16 protein-coding genes are annotated in these 16,863 nt (G+C 70.6%); 4 read left to right on the top strand and 12 right to left on the bottom strand.

The features are described from left to right. Positions 1 to 59: 59 nt before the first annotated feature. From EHO50_RS30925 to EHO50_RS30915, 3 genes are all read right to left on the bottom strand, one after another. Positions 60 to 1,157, bottom strand: a complete 1,098-nt coding sequence (locus EHO50_RS30925) for a YlbL family protein (RefSeq protein ID WP_128434533.1) — start codon at positions 1,155 to 1,157, stop codon at positions 60 to 62. 417 nt (positions 1,158 to 1,574) lie between these two features. Beyond that, entirely contained in the window at positions 1,575 to 2,036 is a 462-nt protein-coding gene (locus EHO50_RS30920; protein ID WP_128434532.1) for a molybdenum cofactor biosynthesis protein MoaE, read from the bottom strand. A gap of 546 nt (positions 2,037 to 2,582) precedes the next feature. After that, a complete protein-coding gene (locus EHO50_RS30915; RefSeq protein WP_128434531.1) occupies positions 2,583 to 3,701 on the bottom strand; it encodes an SDR family oxidoreductase in 1,119 nt (372 codons plus the stop codon). A 192-nt stretch (positions 3,702 to 3,893) separates the two neighbouring features. On the opposite strand from EHO50_RS30915, the gene EHO50_RS30910 reads away from it, so the two are divergent. Next, the gene (locus EHO50_RS30910) at positions 3,894 to 5,348 is read left to right on the top strand and encodes a zinc-dependent metalloprotease (protein WP_128434530.1); all 1,455 of its coding nucleotides are present in this window, start codon (positions 3,894 to 3,896) and stop codon (positions 5,346 to 5,348) included. Continuing rightward, the gene (locus EHO50_RS30905) at positions 5,345 to 5,866 is read left to right on the top strand and encodes an NUDIX hydrolase (RefSeq protein WP_128434529.1); all 522 of its coding nucleotides are present in this window, start codon (positions 5,345 to 5,347) and stop codon (positions 5,864 to 5,866) included. The genes EHO50_RS30910 and EHO50_RS30905 overlap by 4 nt, the downstream gene beginning before the upstream one ends. Positions 5,867 to 5,929: 63 nt before the next feature. On the opposite strand, the gene EHO50_RS30900 is transcribed toward EHO50_RS30905, so the two are convergent. The 4 genes from EHO50_RS30900 to EHO50_RS30885 form a co-directional block, all read right to left on the bottom strand. Next, positions 5,930 to 6,685: an AIM24 family protein gene (locus tag EHO50_RS30900; RefSeq protein ID WP_128434528.1), complete on the bottom strand. Its 756-nt coding sequence runs from the start codon at positions 6,683 to 6,685 to the stop codon at positions 5,930 to 5,932. 17 nt (positions 6,686 to 6,702) lie between these two features. Next, the gene (locus tag EHO50_RS30895; protein WP_048582125.1) at positions 6,703 to 7,383 is read right to left on the bottom strand and encodes an AIM24 family protein; all 681 of its coding nucleotides are present in this window, start codon (positions 7,381 to 7,383) and stop codon (positions 6,703 to 6,705) included. Between the two features lie 13 nt (positions 7,384 to 7,396). Then, complete coding sequence (locus tag EHO50_RS30890) at positions 7,397 to 9,154, bottom strand: TerD family protein (protein WP_128434527.1); 1,758 nt, start codon at positions 9,152 to 9,154, stop codon at positions 7,397 to 7,399. Between the two features lie 154 nt (positions 9,155 to 9,308). Then, the gene (locus EHO50_RS30885; RefSeq protein WP_128434526.1) at positions 9,309 to 9,905 is read right to left on the bottom strand and encodes a M48 metallopeptidase family protein; all 597 of its coding nucleotides are present in this window, start codon (positions 9,903 to 9,905) and stop codon (positions 9,309 to 9,311) included. Positions 9,906 to 10,237: 332 nt separating this feature from the next. Here EHO50_RS30885 and EHO50_RS30880 point away from each other — a divergent pair, with 332 nt between their 5' ends. Next, a complete protein-coding gene (locus EHO50_RS30880; protein WP_128434525.1) occupies positions 10,238 to 11,446 on the top strand; it encodes a TOMM precursor leader peptide-binding protein in 1,209 nt (402 codons plus the stop codon). Then, entirely contained in the window at positions 11,439 to 12,809 is a 1,371-nt protein-coding gene (locus EHO50_RS30875; RefSeq protein ID WP_128434524.1) for an ABC1 kinase family protein, read from the top strand. The genes EHO50_RS30880 and EHO50_RS30875 overlap by 8 nt, the downstream gene beginning before the upstream one ends. Positions 12,810 to 12,830: 21 nt before the next feature. Here EHO50_RS30875 and EHO50_RS30870 read toward each other — a convergent pair whose 3' ends face one another. From EHO50_RS30870 to EHO50_RS30850, 5 genes are all read right to left on the bottom strand, one after another. Further along, positions 12,831 to 13,040 carry a hypothetical protein gene (locus EHO50_RS30870; protein ID WP_128434523.1) on the bottom strand — a complete coding sequence of 70 codons (210 nt, stop codon included), beginning with the start codon at positions 13,038 to 13,040 and terminating at the stop codon, positions 12,831 to 12,833. Positions 13,041 to 13,179: 139 nt separating this feature from the next. After that, entirely contained in the window at positions 13,180 to 13,503 is a 324-nt protein-coding gene (locus EHO50_RS30865; protein WP_128434522.1) for a hypothetical protein, read from the bottom strand. Next, positions 13,500 to 13,868 carry a WhiB family transcriptional regulator gene (locus tag EHO50_RS30860; RefSeq protein ID WP_031479359.1) on the bottom strand — a complete coding sequence of 123 codons (369 nt, stop codon included), beginning with the start codon at positions 13,866 to 13,868 and terminating at the stop codon, positions 13,500 to 13,502. Before EHO50_RS30860 ends, EHO50_RS30865 begins: the two co-directional genes overlap by 4 nt. A 174-nt stretch (positions 13,869 to 14,042) precedes the next feature. Beyond that, on the bottom strand, positions 14,043 to 14,366 hold the full coding sequence (locus EHO50_RS30855; RefSeq protein WP_164904987.1) for a hypothetical protein: 324 nt from the start codon (positions 14,364 to 14,366) through the stop codon (positions 14,043 to 14,045). Between the two features lie 165 nt (positions 14,367 to 14,531). Continuing rightward, positions 14,532 to 16,829: a UvrD-helicase domain-containing protein gene (locus EHO50_RS30850; RefSeq protein ID WP_128434520.1), complete on the bottom strand. Its 2,298-nt coding sequence runs from the start codon at positions 16,827 to 16,829 to the stop codon at positions 14,532 to 14,534. Positions 16,830 to 16,863 lie beyond the last annotated feature (34 nt).

Raw genomic sequence — 16,863 nt, 5'->3', positions numbered from 1 at the left:
GCCGTGGGGGCGCCCCTTGAGGTGAGGGGCGCCCCCACGGCCGTACCGGAGCCTGCTGCTCAGTCCTTCGTCGTGCACTTCGGCAGGTCGGCGGCGTCGCCGGAGCGGATGTCCTGCAGAGCGTCGAGGGCGTCGCCGATGGTGCCGACCTTGACGAGAGTGAGCCCCCCGGGGACGTCCCGGGCGGCGGTCGCGCAGTTGTCGGCGGGCGTGAGGAAGTACTCGGCGCCCTTGTCGCGCGCGGCGATGGTCTTCATCTCGATGCCGCCGATGGGGCCGACCTTGCCGTCGTCGTCGATGGTGCCGGTGCCGGCGACGAACTTGCCGCCGGTGAGGCTGCCCGGGGTGAGCTTGTCGTAGAGCCCGAGCGAGAACATCAGGCCCGCGCTGGGGCCGCCGACGTCGGCGAGCTTGATGTCGATGGTGAACGGGAAGGTGTGGTCGGTCCCGGCGGAGATCCCGACGATCGCGCGCTTGCCGGCGCTGTCATCGGACTCGGCGGTCCTGATGGTGACCTTCTCGGACTTCGTCGGCGTCCTGCGCTCCTTCTCCGCGGCGGCCTGCTCCTTGGCCGGCACGATGGTGAAGACGACGTCCTGACCCGGCTTGTGCTTGGTCACCAGCTTGGCGACGTCGGCCGGTTCCTTCACGGTCGTACCGTCCACGGCCTTGATCACGTCACCGGCGTGCAGCTTGCCCTCGGCCGGGGTTCCCTTGACGACGGTCGAGACGATCACCCAGCTCTGCACCGGGATGTCCAGCTCCTTCAGGGCGGCGACCTTGGCGCTCTCCTGGGACTGGCTGAACTCCTCGGCGTTCTCCTGGGTGGACTGCTCCTCGGTCTTGCCGTCCGGGTAGAGGGTGTCGTGCGGCACGACCTTGTTGTCGTGCGCGAGCCACCCGTAGACGGCCTCCACGAGGTTCATCTTGTAGTCCGCGCTGGTGACCCGGACGGTGGTCATGTTGAGATGCCCGGTCGTGGCGTACGTCCTGCGCCCGGAGATCTGCAGCACCGGCTCGCCGTCGTGCTCCCCGAGGGTGTTCACCGTCGGCCCCGGGGACATCTCCGAGTACGGCACGGGGATGAAGACTCCCGCGCACAGAAGCGCGATCAGCATCAGGGTGGAGGCGAGCATCGTCGCGGTGCGGCGTGGCATGCCAAGACAGTACGTGACACACCTGTCAGCGCCCCGTCAGGGCCGTCTGACAGAGCCCCGTCAGAGCCGCGTCAGAGCCTCGAACCCGCCCCCACCGATCATGTACGGGAGGGGGGCTTCTCCATGGCCGCACGGAACCGGGCGTATCCGTCGAGCTCCGGCCCGTCGCTTCGTGCCTTCCGGGTCCGGTTGGCCCAACTGCCCCACAGACCAGCAAAGATCGCAGCCACAAGCGGAATCAGCAACCAGGCGAGCGCCGCCATGCCGTCCTCCCATCCCCAATGAGCGACCGCAACTGACTGATCAGCAGATTAACCACTGGCACTGACAACGCTCACGTCAGGGGTGCGGTTACGCAACCGGAGTGGGACGGACGGGTTCGGCGGGAGGTGGTGTGGACGGGTTCGACGGGACCCTTCAGCAGGCGCCGACCCACTCCTCGGTCCCGTCCGAGAACTTCTGGTGCTTCCAGATGGGCACCTCGTGCTTGAGATCGTCGATCAGCTTCCGGCAGGCCTCGAAGGCCTCGCCGCGGTGGGGGCAGGAGACGGCGACGACGACCGCCAGATCCCCGACGTTGAGGTCCCCGACGCGATGTACGGCCGCGAGAGCCCGCACCGGATACTCGGCGACGACCTTCTCGGCGATCCGCCGCATCTCGACCTCGGCGCTGGGATGGCACGAGTACCCGAGCTCGTCGACATCGGCACCCCCGTCGTGGTTCCGCACGGTTCCCACGAACAACGCGGTCCCGCCGGCGGCGTCGTCCCCGACGGCCCGGAAGACCTCGTCCAGGGAGAGGGCGGTCTCGCGAATGGCGATGAGCTTGACGGGGTCCTGAGCGCCCTGCTCACCGGGGTGATCGTTGGTAGGTGCCATGCCCCCCATCGTGCCCCACGCCCGCGCGGGCGGGAAATAGCGTTATCGCCCGGCACACGCGCGTGCGGGTTTGGAGCCTCCTACATGCCGGAGCCTCGTGCGTACCGCCGAGCAGCCCCTGCGGGCCGAGGAGTGATCCGACGGCCGCGGACAACGGGGTGAGCCCTCGCGCCCACCCACCAGGGGGAGCGCACACCTGCACAAGTCGGAGAGCGAGCCTGCCACCGCGGACACCGGGACGGGCCCCCGCCCCCCACCCACTGCGGCGAGCTCACGCCAGCACACGTCGGGCAGCAAGCCCACCACCACGGACACCAGGACGAGCCCCCCGCCCCCACCCACCAGGGGGAACGCACACTGCACAAGTCGGAGAGCGAGCCCGCCACCGCGGACACCGGGACGAGCCCCCGGCCCCCACCCACTGCGGCGAGCTCACGCCAGCACACGTCGGGCAGCAAGCCCACCACCACGGACACCAGGACGAGCCCCCGCCCCCACCCGCCGGGGAGTGAGCCCGTCACCCGCACCCGCCGGGGGGCCGTCCGCTCAGATCCGCCGTCGAGCCTTCCGCGCCCGCCGCACCACCGCCGCCGCGCCCAGCAGGGCCACCGTCGCTCCCGCAGCACCGGCCGCCGTCGCGTCCTTGCGCCCGAGCCGCCGCCCGGCGACCGTGTGTCGGCCGGAGACCTCCTCCAGCAGTTCCGCGAGCACTTCCTCGTTGGTCCACTGCGGCCGCCACCCCGCGTCGTGGAGCCGGCTCCCGCTCACCACCCAGGGATACATCGTGTACGCCAGGTCCCCGGCCGGAGAGGGCGTCAGACCGATCCGGTGCAGCCGGGCCGCCGCGCCCAGCGCGACCGCGGACGGCAGCTCCATCCGACGGATCCCGCTGAGTTCCTCGACCTCCTCCTGCTCCAGCCAGCCGTCACATCCGACGGCGAGTTCCCCCTCGACCTTCTCCAGGACGGCGTACTCCAGGGCGCTGCACAGATCCTCGACATGACAGAACTGCCAGGCGGGCCGCGACCCGGCGACGACGAGCAGCCGAGGCGACTCGAAGTACCTGGTCAGCGCGGTGTCCGTGCCGCCCACGAGCACCGCGGGCCGGACAACGGTGACATTAAGTCCGGGGTGGGCCCGAGGGGCCCTGCGCGCGAGGCGCTCGATCTCCAGCAGATCCCCGACTCCGGTGGCCTCCGCCGTCGCCTTCAGCTCCGCGTCCTCGGACAACGGCAGCTCGTTGTCCGGCAGCGCCCCGTAGACCATCGCCGAGGTACACAGCACGACCCGGTGGATCCCGGCCGCCGCCGCGGCCGTCAGCACGGTCTGCGTCCCCCGAACGTTGTACGCCGTCCGGGCGGCGGGATCCGTCTCCAGATCCAGGTCGAGCGCCAGGTGAACGACCACGTCGGCGCCCCGAAGCTTCTCCGCGATGGCCGGGTCCCGCACGTCCAGGATGTGCCACTGTGCCGCCGCGCACTCACCGCGCCGCTCGTCGATGGCGATGACTTGTTTGACCTCGTCGGACGCGACCAGCCGCTCGGTGAGCAGCGCGCCGATACCGGACGCGGCGCCGGTCACCGCGACGACGGGCCCGCGCACGCCGCGCGCAGGAGGGGTTGACTGGTTTCGCGCTGCGCGAACCTGCGGATCAGGGGAACTCACCGGGCGTCTCCAGCGGTTGTCTTCAGTACGAGCGCGAGTGACGCGTACGTACCAGGTGGCATCCATCCTGCCGCAGGCCAAGAGTCGGCGAAGCACCGAGGCCCGAACGGCTCGCGGTGTCTACGCTGGGTGGTGTTATCGGGCAGTCGCGCCGCCGGTGCCAGCCGGTGGCCTTACCAGCCGAGGAATCCCGTGAGTGACACCCCATTCGGATTCGGCCTTCCGCCGGAGGAGCCGGACGACGGCGACGAGGGCAAGAAGAAGGACCAGCAGAGCGGCGGTGGTCAGGGACCTGCCAACCCGTTCGGTTTCGGCGGCCTGCCCGGTGCCGGGGGCTTTGGCGGCCCCGGCGCGGACAATCCGTTCGCTGCCATGTTCGGTTCGCTGAACCCCACCGACCTGGGCGCCGCCTTCCAGCAGCTCGGCCAGATGCTCTCGTACGAGGGCGGCCCGGTGAACTGGGACATGGCCAAGCAGATCGCCCGCCAGACGGTCTCCCAGGGCACCCCGGACGGCACCAAGGACGCGAGCGTCGGCCCCGCCGAGCGCACCGCCGTCGAGGAGGCAGTCCGCCTGGCCGACCTGTGGCTCGACGACGCGACGTCCCTGCCGTCCGGCGCGGGCTCCGCGGTGGCGTGGTCCCGCGCGGAGTGGGTCGAGGCGACCCTGCCGGCCTGGAAGGAGCTCGTCGACCCGGTTGCCGAGCGTGTCGGCACCGCCATGGGCGACGTCCTGCCGGAGGAGATGCAGGCCATGGCCGGCCCTCTGATCGGCATGATGCGCTCGATGGGCGGCGCCATGTTCGGCACGCAGATCGGGCAGGCCGTCGGTGTGCTCGCGGGCGAGGTCGTCGGCTCCACCGACATCGGCCTGCCCCTCGGCCCGGCCGGCAAGGCCGCGCTGCTGCCGGTGAACATCGAGACGTTCGGCAAGGACCTGGGCGTACCGAAGGAGGAGGTGCGGCTGTATCTCGCCCTGCGCGAGGCGGCCCACCAGCGCCTGTTCGCGCATGTGCCGTGGCTGCGCTCGCACCTGTTCGGCGCGGTCGACGGCTACGCGCGCGGGATCAAGGTCGACACGGCCAAGCTGGAGGACGTGGTCGGCCAGTTCGACCCGCAGAACCCCGAGCAGCTGCAGGACGCTCTGCAGCAGGGCATGTTCCAGCCGGAGGACACGCCGGAGCAGAAGGCGGCCCTGGCCCGTCTGGAGACGGCTCTGGCGCTCGTCGAGGGCTGGGTGGACGCGGTGGTGCACGCCGCCGCGAAGCCGCGCCTGTCCTCCGCGGACGCCCTGCGCGAGACGCTGCGCCGCCGCCGCGCCTCGGGCGGGCCGGCCGAGCAGACGTTCGCCACGCTGATCGGCCTGGAGCTGCGCCCGCGCCGCCTGCGGGACGCCTCCCGTCTGTGGGCCTCGCTCACGGACGCGCGCGGGGTGGACGGCCGGGACGCCCTGTGGGCCCACCCGGACATGCTGCCGACGGCCACCGACCTGGACGACCCGGACGGCTTCGTGCACCGCGAGCAGATCGACTTCTCCGAGCTGGACAAGATGCTCGGTGAGGCGGCGGGCGGCTCCACCGGGAAGCCGGACCTGAAGAAGGGCGACAAGGACGCCAAGGACGAAGACGAGGGCGACGGCACCGAGTGAGCCTGTACGACGACGCGGTCCTCGTACTGAAGAGCTACGAGGACCAGCAGCAGCTGCGCCAGGCCTACCTGGAGCATCTGGAGGCCCACCCGGACGGCATGTGGAAGGCCTGCGGGGACGGACACATCACGGCGAGCGCGCTGGTGATCGACCCGGCGCGTGGGCGCGTGCTGCTCACTCTGCACAAGAAGCTGCGCATGTGGCTGCAGATGGGCGGCCACTGCGAGCCGATGGATGCCTCCCTCGAGGCGGCGGCTCTGCGCGAGGCCACGGAGGAGTCGGGCGTCGCGGGGCTGACGCTGCTGCCGGGCGGCCCGGTGCGCCTCGACCGGCATCCGATCCCGGCGCCGTGCCACTGGCACTTCGACGTCCAGTACGCGGTCCTGGCGCCGCAGGACGCCGAGCATGCGATCAGCGAGGAGTCGCTGGACGTGCGCTGGTTCGCCTACGACGAGGTGCCGGAGGTGGCCGACGAGTCGGTCGTACGCCTGTTGGAGGCGACTCGGGCGAGGCTGTGACCTCGGGCATGCGTAAGGGGCGACTGCAATGGCGGTCGCCCCTTACGTCTGTTTTCCGGACGGTCAGCTCCAGACGTTGCCCTGGTTCTGCGCCCGGGCCCCCTGCTGCCCCATGCCGTACTGGGCTGCGAGGCCGGACCCGATCTGGGCGTTCTGCGGCGGCAGCAGCTCGCTGGGCTGGACGATCGCGTAACCGCTGCCCATGAAGCTGAGCTCCCAGCCCTCACCGGTGTTGCCCCGGCGCCGCCACACCCCGGAGGAGTGCGTCTGGGCCTGCATCTGGACGCGCAGGCTCGTCGACCAGGCGACGATCGCGTCGGCGTCGCAGTTGACGTACTTGTCGGGCGTCACCTGCAGCATCAGCGGCATACCGGAGGTCATCAGGGCGACCTTGCCGCGCCCGGTGATGTTGAGCTGGTACTTCCCGGAGCCGGAGATGCCGTAGAGGCTGTCGACGGCGATGACCTCGTGGTGCAGGGAGGAGTCCATCGCCAGCACATAGCTGCTGTCGACGGTCAGCCCGTCCTGCTCCACCTCCACCACATGGACGTGCTGCTTGAGGTTGGCGAGGTAGACCGTGCCCTGCCCGTGGCAGCGCATGAGGTCGAGGCCCTCGCCGGTGTGCGCACGCGCGCGTCCCTGCTGGTTGTTCTGGTACTCGGCGTCGAACTCCATCAGGCCCTGGTAGGCGACCATCGTGCCCTTGCGGGCGAGGATGTCGTCGTGGCCCTCCAGGACGACGCGGAGCATCTGCTTGTTCTGCAGGCTCCAGCGGTCCTGGGTCTGCTGGTCGTTGTAGGCGAAAAGCGGACTCTGCATGGCTTTCTGGCTCCCCCTCAGCCCCGGACCCGGAGACGGTCGGTGCTGTCCTCGCTGGGCTGGACGACGACGATGCCCTGGCCGGAGAAGGCCATCTGGTAGGCCTCACCACTGCCCCGGCCGATGAGCGACTGCGCCTTGAAGCTGCGCTTGCCCTTCACCTTGAGGTTCGGCGACCAGGCGACGAGCGCGTCCGGGTCGACGTACGTCTCGTCCTCGCCGCCGCCGCAGTCGACGACGATCGGCTTGCCCCGGGAGGTCAGCGCGACCCAGCCCTGGCCGGAGATCTTGGTGTTCCACAGGCCCTGTCCGGCGAACTTCGCCAGGCCCTTCACGCGCTCGACGCCCCACGTCAGATGCGCGTCGAAGGCGAGCAGGTTGGTGGCGTTGACGGAGATCCCGTCGCCGTTGAGGTTGATGACGACGACATTGGCGCCGTAGTCCGCGAGGTAGAGCAGTCCGTCGCCGGTGCACTTCATCAGGGGCGCGCCCTCGCCGGTCATCCAGTCCTTGGCGATCTGGCGCACGGCCGGCGGGTTGGGCTCGTACTGGACGAAGCCCTCGTAGGCGACCATCGAGCCCACGCGCGCGAAGAGGTCGTTCCCGGTCTGCATGGCGACCTTCAGCATGTGGTTGCCGTGGTTCTCCATGCGGGCGGTGACGGGTGCGGGGGCGTAGCCCGCGAGCGGCTGGTTCATGACGGGCTCTCCCTCAGATCTCGTACGGCTGGACGACGATGAAGTTGCCGGGCGCGCCGCGGAACTGGAGGTTGACGCTCTCTCCGGTGTCGCCGGGGTAGGCGTTGCGGCGCATGCGTACCTGGCTGGACACGACCACCTGGGAGGCGGCCGACCAGGCGACGACGGCGTTGCAGTCGGCGAACGTCGTGGGCGTGACCGGCAGCACCACGGGCGTGCCGTGCGTCTTCACGACGATGGTGCCGGTGCCGGTGAACTGCATCGTGAACAGCGCGCCGCCGGGGATGCCGTGGCCCTCGATGCGACGGACCTCGTACTGGAGGCTCTCGTCGAAGGCGAGGACGTTCTCCGCGGAGACACAGATGCCGTCGCCCTGGAGCTCGATGGGGTGCAGCATCGTGGAGTTCTCGGCGAGAAACACCTGGCCCTGGCCGGTACAGCGCATCAGCTGCATCTCCTGGCCGGTCGCGTTGCCCACGATCCGGCCGGCGAACCCGGCGCCCTTGTAACTGAAGTCGACCTTGCCCTGGTAGAGCACCATGCTGCCCTGCCGGGCCAGCACGGGATGCCCGCCGATGCCGAGGTCGACCCGGACCAGCTTCTTGTTCTGCTGCGTCCAGCGCTGGCCGGTGGGCGTCTCCTTGAACTGCTGGAGCGCGGCGGCCACGCCGGGGCCCTGAGGGGCGCCTTGAGGAGCACCTTGCGGTGCGCCCTGCGGGGCTCCGTAGGGCGCCTGCTGGCCCGGGACCTGCCCGTAGGGGGGCTGCTGGCCATAGCCCGGAGGCGGTGTCGGCTGGCCGTAACCGGGAGGCGGAGTCGGCTGGCCGCCGTAGCCGGGCGGCGGGGCGGGGGCCTGCGGCGCCTGGGGCTGGCCGTAGCCGGGCGGTGGCGGGGCCGTCGGGGCGGGCGCCTGGCCGTACGGCGCCTGCTGCCCGGGCTGGCCGTAGGGCGCGGGCGCCGGGGCCGGAGGCGCCGGGGCGCCGCCGGGCGGCGTCATGGGCGCGACGATGGTGGGCTGGGCGTGCACCGACGGCGCGGGAGCCGGGGCCGGAGGCGGCGGGGTGGCGCCCTGCGGGGGCGCGAAGCCCTGCGCGGCGGGCGCGGGTGCAGGAGCGGGAGCCGGTGCCGCGGCGGCCGGGGCGCCGAACGCGGGCGGCGCGGTGGCCTGGGCGGGCGGCGCGAAGCCAGGAGCCGCACCTCCCTGGGGCTGCTGGGGCTGCTGCGGGGCGGCAGGCGCCTCCTCCTCGGCGACCTCGCCGCCGAAGTTCCTCAGCAGCGCATCGAGGCCGCCGTCGAAGCCCTGCCCGACGGCCGCGAACCGCCAGACGTCCTTGAGGTAGAAGTCGCCCAGCATCACGGCGCGTTCGGTGGAGAACTCCGAGCCGCTGAAGGCGTACCGGGCCACCTCCTCGCCGCCGGCGACGATGCGGAGATAGCCGGGGCTGATCTGCGACATCTGTCCGGCGCCGTCGATCGTCGCCGTGAAGGACAGCTTCTGGATCTGCGGGGGGATGTTGTCGAGCGTGACCCGGAAGGACTCCGTGTCGCCGGCCTGGGCACCGAGGAGCTGGATGGACTCCTCGGGGGACTTCGGCTGGTTGAAGAAGATGAAGTAGCGGTCGTCCGAGAGCCGTTCGTCGGCGTCAAGACCGAAGCAGCTGATGTCGAACGTCAGTCCCGGAGCGGCGATCTGCACACCTACGTACAGATCTGTGCCCGCGGTGAGGTCACTGATCCTGGCCTTGTGGCCGCGTTGGAATTCCCTGGCCATGCGTAACGACCGTCCCCCATCCCGAATGTGAGTGCGTCGCGCCAGGCTAACGGCAAACTCCGACATCGGACGAAGCCGGTACAGACCCGGTACACAACCACCGCCCAGCCGGACCGGAAGCGCTGCCTCCAGGGGTGTCCGCCTCAGAGAGCGGTCACTCGCCGCGCGCGCCGGGCACATGGGGCAGTCGCTCGGCGGCAACCACCCCTTCCAGGTAACCCTTCGCCCGCTCGGTGCGGGGATACCCCTCCAGCAGCCGCCAGAAGCGGGGCCCGTGCCCGGGCACCAGAAGATGCGCGAGCTCGTGCAGGAGGACGTAGTCGACGACGTACTCGGGCATGCCCTGCAGACGGTGCGAAAGACGGATGCTGCCCTCGGCCGGGGTGCACGAGCCCCAGCGTGTGTTCTGATTGGTGACCCAGCGGACCGAGCTGGGCCGGGCACGGCCGTCGAAGTACTGCGCCGACAGCTGCTCGGCACGCTCGGCCAGTTCGGCGTCGCCGAGGACCTGCTTGCTCTCCTGGGCGGCCAGCTTGTCGAGCATGACGTTCACCCAGCGTTGCTCCTCGGCCTCGGACATCCGGGCGGGGATGAGCACGACAGTGCGATCGCCCTCGCGGTACGCCGAGACCGTCCGGCGGCGCCGGGCGCTCCTGCGGACCTCGATCGCGCTCGCCCCCGAGCCGCTCGTCGGCGGGCTCGTCGTACTGCGCTGTGGCGTTCCGGCGCGGTGCAGTGGGTCGGCGGACACGCCCCGACGTTACCCGCTGCACATGGGGGAAGTCCCGACTCCGGGACGGTTCGATGCCGATCCCCCACCATGCGTTTGATTTGTACGACGAATATCCACCGCCTGTGGACAACTTTCGGCACGGGGCGCTGGGTCAGGGCATGCTGGCAGTCGCCGACGGAGCTACGACCGAGCTCCACCGGCACACGGGGACGTTCCACGACGGCTACGGGGGCCTGTTCATGCAAGCGACGGATTCGACAGTTTCGGCAGGTTCAGCGGGTTCGGCAAGTTCGGCGGGTTCGGCAGCTACGACGGTTTCGCCGGCTCCGCCGGCTCCGCTCGCTCCAGTCATGAAGCCCGCGCTCAGGCGCGGCTGGCGGGATCTCAATACGGTGCAGTTCGGGATGACTCCGGCACACGCGCTGACGCTGGGCCCGATGGACACGGCGACGGGCAGCTTCCTCGACCTGCTCAACGGCACCCGCGGGCTGGAGCTGTTACGCGAAGAGGGCCGCCGCATGGATCTGCCGGACGGTCATGTCGAGGGGTTGGTACGGCGTCTGGCGCGGGCCGGGCTGCTCGACGACACGAAGGGAGGCGGCCCGGCCGCGGACACCCTGCGCCGCAAGAAGGAGGTCCTGGACCGGCTGCGCCCCGATCTGGCCTCCCTGTCCCTGACCACGTCCGAGCCGGGCGAGGCGATCGACCGCCTGGCCGCCCGCCGCTCACTGCGCGTGCAGGTGAGGGGGGCCGGCCGGGTGGGTGCGGTGGTGGCCTCACTCCTGTCGGGCGCGGGCGTCGGCGAGGTCGACGTGCGCGACGTCGGCCGTGTCGAGCCGTGGGACGTGGCGCCGGGCGGGCTGTCCGCGGAGGCGGTCGGCGACCGCAGGGACGAAGCCGCGCGACGGGCCGCACGCCGCTCAGCACCGGACCGCCCACCGCGCCGCGGCCCCAAGGCAGCTCCCGGGGAGGGCGGCGCGGGCCACTCCCTGGTGATCATCGCCCCACGGGACGACGTCGCCGTGCACGCACCCTCCCCGTCCGCCGCCGAACCCCTCATCGCTTCCGGTACGCCCCATCTGTACGTCGGCGTCGTGGAGGGAACCGGTGTCGTCGGCCCGCTCGTCCTGCCCGGCGAGACCGGCTGCGCGGGCTGTCTGAACGAGGGACGCGCCGACCGGGACCCGGCCTGGCCCCGCCTGGTCGCGCAGTGGCGCTCGGGCTCAGGAAGGACTCGTGAGGTGCGGCCCTGCGATCTGGCGCTGGCCACCACGGTCGCCGGACTGGCGGCCGCGCACGCCCTGGCCTTCCTGGACGGCCGGATTCCGTCGAGCGCTGGTGCACGCTGGGAAGTGTCCCTACCCGGTCTGAGCTGGCACGCCCGGCCGGTGTGGGCACATCCTGCATGCCCGTGCGGCGCCACGGAGAAAGGTGAGCGAGAACACCCCTCCGAGTACGAGGGGTCACACGAGACAATGGCGGAGCAAGGGCCGTCGAAGGAGTTACGCCGTAAGGCAGACACAGAGCGGCTGGCTGGGACCTGGAGGGCGCATGTCTGATCTTCCCCGCAAGGCGGTCACCCGTACCGCCAAGCTCGCCGCGCTGCCGCTCGGCTTCGCCGGGCGAGCGACCTGGGGACTCGGCAAGCGGATCGTCGGCGAGTCCGCGGAGATCGTCGGGCGCGAGCTGCAGCAGCGCACCGCCGAGCAGATGTTCAAGGTGCTCGGCGAGCTCAAGGGTGGCGCGATGAAGTTCGGGCAGGCCCTGTCCGTCTTCGAGTCGGCCCTGCCGGAGGAGGTCGCCGGCCCCTACCGTGCGGCGCTCACGAAACTGCAGGAGGCGGCGCCTCCGATGCCGACGCGCACCGTGCACACGGTGCTGGCGGAGCGGCTCGGCGAGGACTGGCACGATCTGTTCCTGGAGTTCGAGGACAGGCCCGCCGCGGCTGCCTCGATCGGTCAGGTGCACCGGGGCGTGTGGCACGACGGCCGTGAGGTGGCGGTCAAGGTGCAGTACCCGGGAGCCGGCGAGGCCCTGCTGTCCGATCTCAACCAACTGAGCCGGTTTGCCCGGCTGTTGGGTCCGCTGATTCCCGGCATGGACATCAAGCCGCTGATCGCGGAGCTCAAGGACCGCGTCTCCGAGGAGCTGGACTACGGCCTGGAGGCCCAGGCCCAGCAGGCGCACGCGGAGGAGTTCGCCGACGATCCGGACGTCGTCGTGCCGGCGGTGGTCCATCAGAGCGACCAGGTCCTGATCACGGAGTGGATCGACGGCGTCCCGCTCTCGGAGGTGATCTCCAACGGCACCCAGGAACAGCGCGACCGCGCCGGCCAGCTTCTGGCCCGCTTCCTCTTCTCCGGCCCGGCCCGCACCGGCCTTCTGCACGCCGACCCGCACCCGGGCAACTTCCGCCTCCTGCCGGGCGGCCCGGAAGGTGAGGACGACTGGCGGCTCGGCGTCCTGGACTTCGGCACGGTCGACCGTCTCCCCGGCGGGCTGCCGACCCCCATCGGCGACTCCCTGCGCATGACCCTGGACGGCGAGGCGGACGCCGTCTACGAACTCCTCTGCGTCGAGGGCTTCGTCAAGGAGTCAATAGACCTGGAGCCCGACGCCGTCCTCGACTACCTCCTGCCGATCATCGAACCGGCGCAGGTCGACGAGTTCACCTTCACCCGCGGCTGGATGCGCAGCCAGGCAGCCCGTGTGGCCGATCCTCGCTCCCCCGCCTACCAACTGGGCAAGCGGCTCAATCTGCCCCCGGCGTATCTCCTGATCCACCGGGTGACGTTGAGCACAATCGGGGTGCTGTGCCAACTGGGCGCGACGGTACGACTGCGCCAGGAACTGGAGGAGTGGCTGCCGGGGTTCGTGCCGGAGGATCTGACGGACGAGGAGGAGTCGGCGGCCCAGGCCTGAGCGGCTCTACCGCCGGGTGGCCTACCACCAGGCCGAGTCCAGCCGCCCCTCGATCGCCCTGAGGTTCTCCCGGGAGCAGGTGTCGCAGATGTAGTGGCGGATGCCGTTCTCCACGGAGCAGGTCCAGGTGGGCTGCGGGGCCTTGGCCCGGGTGCCGCAGCGGGCGCACACCAGGGGCTGGGGCTCCGCGGCGGAGCCGCCGTTGTCACTGCCTCCGGGAAGACTCGTCACTCGCCGACGATAACGCCGCCACCGGCAGATCGGCGGGCACAACGCACCGCGGGGGCCGTTCCGTTCGCACGGACCGGCCCCCGCAGGGAGCTACCGCCTCCCGAGTCGGGAGGCCACCACCGCTTGGCGGCTTGGTCGGTTACTGCATGACTGCCATGGCGAGCGCACGGCGGGCGCGCTTCGAGGCGCGCTCGGCCCGGCGCTGCATGCGGCGAGCGGTCGCCAGGCGCACGGCCCGGCGTTCCTGCTCGGCCGCATGGTGTCGCTCGTGCATATGCGCACGTGCCAGGGCTTCTTGGATGAGTTGCATCTCTCGGTTCCTGTTCTGACGCGAGTCGTTCGCGCCACTCGTGGTGAAGTCTTCAGGCGCGGAGCCTGCGTGCTCGTGGGTGGACGGCTTCATCGGGGCCTGCTTCTGGGGGTCGTGCGTGAAGGGACGGTCGATCGTTCCTGCGGTGTTCATGCCGTGACCGGGTTCTTGCGCGGGCGACCACGCGGCCGCTTCCGGGCGACAACGACACCCTGGACGAACAGCTCGCCACCCCAGACGCCCCAGGGCTCACGCCGCTCCTTGGCGCCGGCGAGGCAGGCCTCCATCAGCGGGCAGGTGCGGCAGAGGGACTTGGCGTACTCGACGTCCGCCGGCGACTCGGCGAAGAAGACCTCCGGGTCGTAGGAGCGGCAGGGGACGGGTACGCCGAGGTTCTCGATGGCGTCGTCGAGCGCGGTGAGCGCAGTGAGCGGGGTCAAGGTGGAGTCCTCCGTGAGGCCGGGCTTGGGGATCACGTCTGAAGGCGGTACGGACGGGGCGTGCGCTTCGAGTTGCACGGTTCGTCTTCCTCGTCTGGTCGTTCCGGCCCTGTTGGACCGGGTGGCGGCTGGTACCGGGTCTTTCTTGTCCCGAGGCCCCTTCGCTCCGTCATCCCCGTTGGAGGACAAACAGAAGGGCCGCGGATCCCGGATGGGGTTCCGCGGCCCTGAAGGCGCCGGCCTGATCGACAATCAGGCTGGATCACTCCAGGGTTCTGGCCCACGGAAGGCCCACATCTGGTGGTGCTGCGTCGTCTGCTTCCGGAATCCGGCACCGGTCGCCGTAAAGGCATAGGCCTTGGCCTGTGCCACTACTGCCGCTTCCAGTGCCTTGGTCGGTCGCTCATTGCCCTCGCGGACAGGGAGACCCGCGAGAGACAGGGCGGACGCCGGACGCGCGGCACGAATGCCGGACAGACCGGTGCCCTGGTTGGAGGCGCCGAGCATGCACAGGGAGGCGACCGAGCGATCGGTCATTTTCACGATGCTGATGGAGCTGGTGTTGATGCTGATCACTGGACTCGCCTCCTCTCGGCGTCTAAGGGGACTGGGGTGAACCAGTCCGACGGGTATGCAAGTAGAACACGGAATTGGGGCCTCCGAGAAGGCCTCCGTTCCCGTGGCTAAGAACCTATGGGGATTGCTGGGGCATGCGCAAACTATTTTTTCGACGAGTTCGTGTCATTCCCCGCCGACGCCCTCCCCAACCTCTTGACCTGCACAGATGGCCAGAACATCGGCTCCGTAGCGCTCGAGCTTGCGCTTGAGGACACCGGAGATGCGGGACAGTTCAACCGGACTGGTTGGCTCCGCTTCGGCGATGGCCATCAGGGTCCTGTCCGTGAAGACGCAGAAGTCCGGCTGCCCGCTGAGCTTGGCCTGGACCGCGCGCCACTCGCGCAGACGTTCATAGAGGCCCTCGTCCATGTCGGAGGGGCAGTCCTCGCAGCGCATCAGCTTCATCTCACCGGCGTCGGTGAGCGTGCGCCCGCAGACGCGGCAGCGGGCCGGAGTGCGCTGGGTCCGCCTCGGGGTGACATCCGGTCTGCTGGTGAACCCGCGCTCGACGCCTCCAGGGCCGCCGCCGACGCCTGTGCGTCCGGTGGTGGCGGTCGAACCGGGGCGCAGTCCGTCCAGGAAGCGGCTGGGGCGACGGTTGGGCCGGCTGCCGGGGGCCCGGCTGAGCGCCCAGGAGACATGGAGGTGCTGCCGGGCGCGGGTGACGCCGACGTAGAGGAGGCGGCGTTCCTCCTCGATCTGCTCGTCGGTCTTTGCGTAGGTGATCGGCATCATGCCCTCGGCGACACCGACCAGGAAGACGACGTCCCACTCCAGGCCCTTGGCCGAGTGCAGGGAGGCGAGGGTCACGCCCTGGACGGTCGGGGGGTGCTGGGCGTTCGCCCGTTCGTCGAGCTCGGCGACCAGGTCGGCGAGGGTGGCTCCGGGTTTGGCCGCGGCGAAGTCCTGGGCGAGGTTCACCAGGGCGGCCAGGGACTCCCAGCGCTCTCTGACGGCGCCGGAGCCGGCCGGGGGCTCGGTCGTCCAGCCCTCCCCCGACAGCACGGCACGCACCTGCGAGGGCAGGTCGACGGCGTCGTCGAGGAGCGAGTCGTTGCCCCCGAAGCGGGCCGCGCCTCGCAGGGCGATGCCCGCCTTGCGCACCTCGGGGCGGTCGAAGAATCGCTCGGCGCCCCGCAGCTGGTAGGGAACGCCCGCGTCGGCGAGGGCCTGCTCGTACGTCTCGGACTGCGCGTTCGTACGGAACAGGATGGCGATCTCGCCGGCCGGGATGCCGGAGTCCATGAGTTCCCGGATGCGTCGGGCGGCGCCCTCTGCCTCGGCGGGTTCGTCCGTGTACTCGGCGTAGACGGGCTCGGGGCCGGGGCTGCGCTGGGAGATCAGCTCCAGCCGGTGGTCGGCGGCGCGGCCGCGGGCCTGGGCGAGCAGGCCGTTGGCGAGATGGACCACCTGGGGGGTGGAGCGGTAGTCGCGGACCAGCTTGACGACGGTGGCACCGGGGTGGCGGGTGCGGAAGTCGAGCAGATGGTCGGGAGTTGCTCCTGTGAACGAGTAGATCGTCTGGCTGGCGTCGCCGACCACGCACAGGTTGTCCCGCTCGCCGAGCCACAGCTCCAGCAGGCGCTGCTGGAGCGGGCTGACGTCCTGATATTCGTCGACCACGAAATGCTGGTACTGGGAGCGGACCTGGTCGGCGATGTCGTGCCGGTCCTGGAGGATGCCGACGGTGAGCAGCAGGACGTCCTCGAAGTCGATGACCGAGCGGTCTCGCTTGAGGTCCTCGTAGACGTTGTAGATCTGGGCGATCTCGGCCGGGTCGCGGGGGGCTTCGCGGCCCGCCTTCGCGGCGGCGGGCGGATAGTCGGTGGGGACGGTCTGGGTGACCTTGGACCACTCGATCTCGGCGGTGACGTCCCGCAGCTCGTTCCGGTCGAGGCGGATGCGACAGGCGGCGGCCGCGTCGGCGACGAGCTGGATCTTGCGGTCGACGAGCCTGGGCAGGGAGCCACCGACCGCTTTCGGCCAGAAGTACTGGAGCTGCCGCAGGGCGGCCGAGTGGAATGTACGGGCCTGAACTCCGGCGGCGCCGAGCTGGCGCAGCCGGCCGCGCATCTCTCCCGCGGCGCGGTTGGTGAAGGTGACGGCGAGCACGCTGGACGGCTGGAGGATGCCGGAGCGCACCCCGTAGGCGATGCGGTGAGTGATGGCTCGGGTCTTGCCCGTGCCGGCGCCCGCGAGCACGCACACCGGACCGTGCAGGGCGGTGGCCACCTCGCGCTGCTCGGGGTCGAGCCCTTCGAGCACCGCGTCGGCCGAGTCCGGTACCTGCGGGAAGAGGGTGGAGTGCGTTGCTGCTGTCACACGGCCATGCTGCCAGGTCGCCGGAGACGGCTGTGCCGGTTGTCCACAGGCAGGCCCTGATAGTCGTACTAATGCGGCAGGCGTCACGTGGTCGGGCATACCCCGGGCGGGAATGGCGCCCCGGTCGCGTACG

The organism is Streptomyces cyaneus, from assembly GCF_004028635.1.
Lineage (GTDB): Bacteria > Actinomycetota > Actinomycetes > Streptomycetales > Streptomycetaceae > Streptomyces > Streptomyces cyaneus.
This window is presented reverse-complemented; position numbering and strand designations above follow the sequence as displayed.

Coding starts and splice junctions, on each gene's coding strand:
- EHO50_RS30925 (WP_128434533.1), bottom strand. CDS start 1,157: ATGCCACGCCGCACCGCGACGATGCTCGCCTCCACCCTGATGCTGATC.
- EHO50_RS30920 (WP_128434532.1), bottom strand. CDS start 2,036: ATGGCACCTACCAACGATCACCCCGGTGAGCAGGGCGCTCAGGACCCC.
- EHO50_RS30900 (WP_128434528.1), bottom strand. CDS start 6,685: ATGCAGAGTCCGCTTTTCGCCTACAACGACCAGCAGACCCAGGACCGC.
- EHO50_RS30895 (WP_048582125.1), bottom strand. CDS start 7,383: ATGAACCAGCCGCTCGCGGGCTACGCCCCCGCACCCGTCACCGCCCGC.
- EHO50_RS30890 (WP_128434527.1), bottom strand. CDS start 9,154: ATGGCCAGGGAATTCCAACGCGGCCACAAGGCCAGGATCAGTGACCTC.
- EHO50_RS30880 (WP_128434525.1), top strand. CDS start 10,238: ATGAAGCCCGCGCTCAGGCGCGGCTGGCGGGATCTCAATACGGTGCAG.
- EHO50_RS30875 (WP_128434524.1), top strand. CDS start 11,439: ATGTCTGATCTTCCCCGCAAGGCGGTCACCCGTACCGCCAAGCTCGCC.
- EHO50_RS30865 (WP_128434522.1), bottom strand. CDS start 13,503: ATGAACACCGCAGGAACGATCGACCGTCCCTTCACGCACGACCCCCAG.
- EHO50_RS30850 (WP_128434520.1), bottom strand. CDS start 16,829: ATGCCCGACCACGTGACGCCTGCCGCATTAGTACGACTATCAGGGCCT.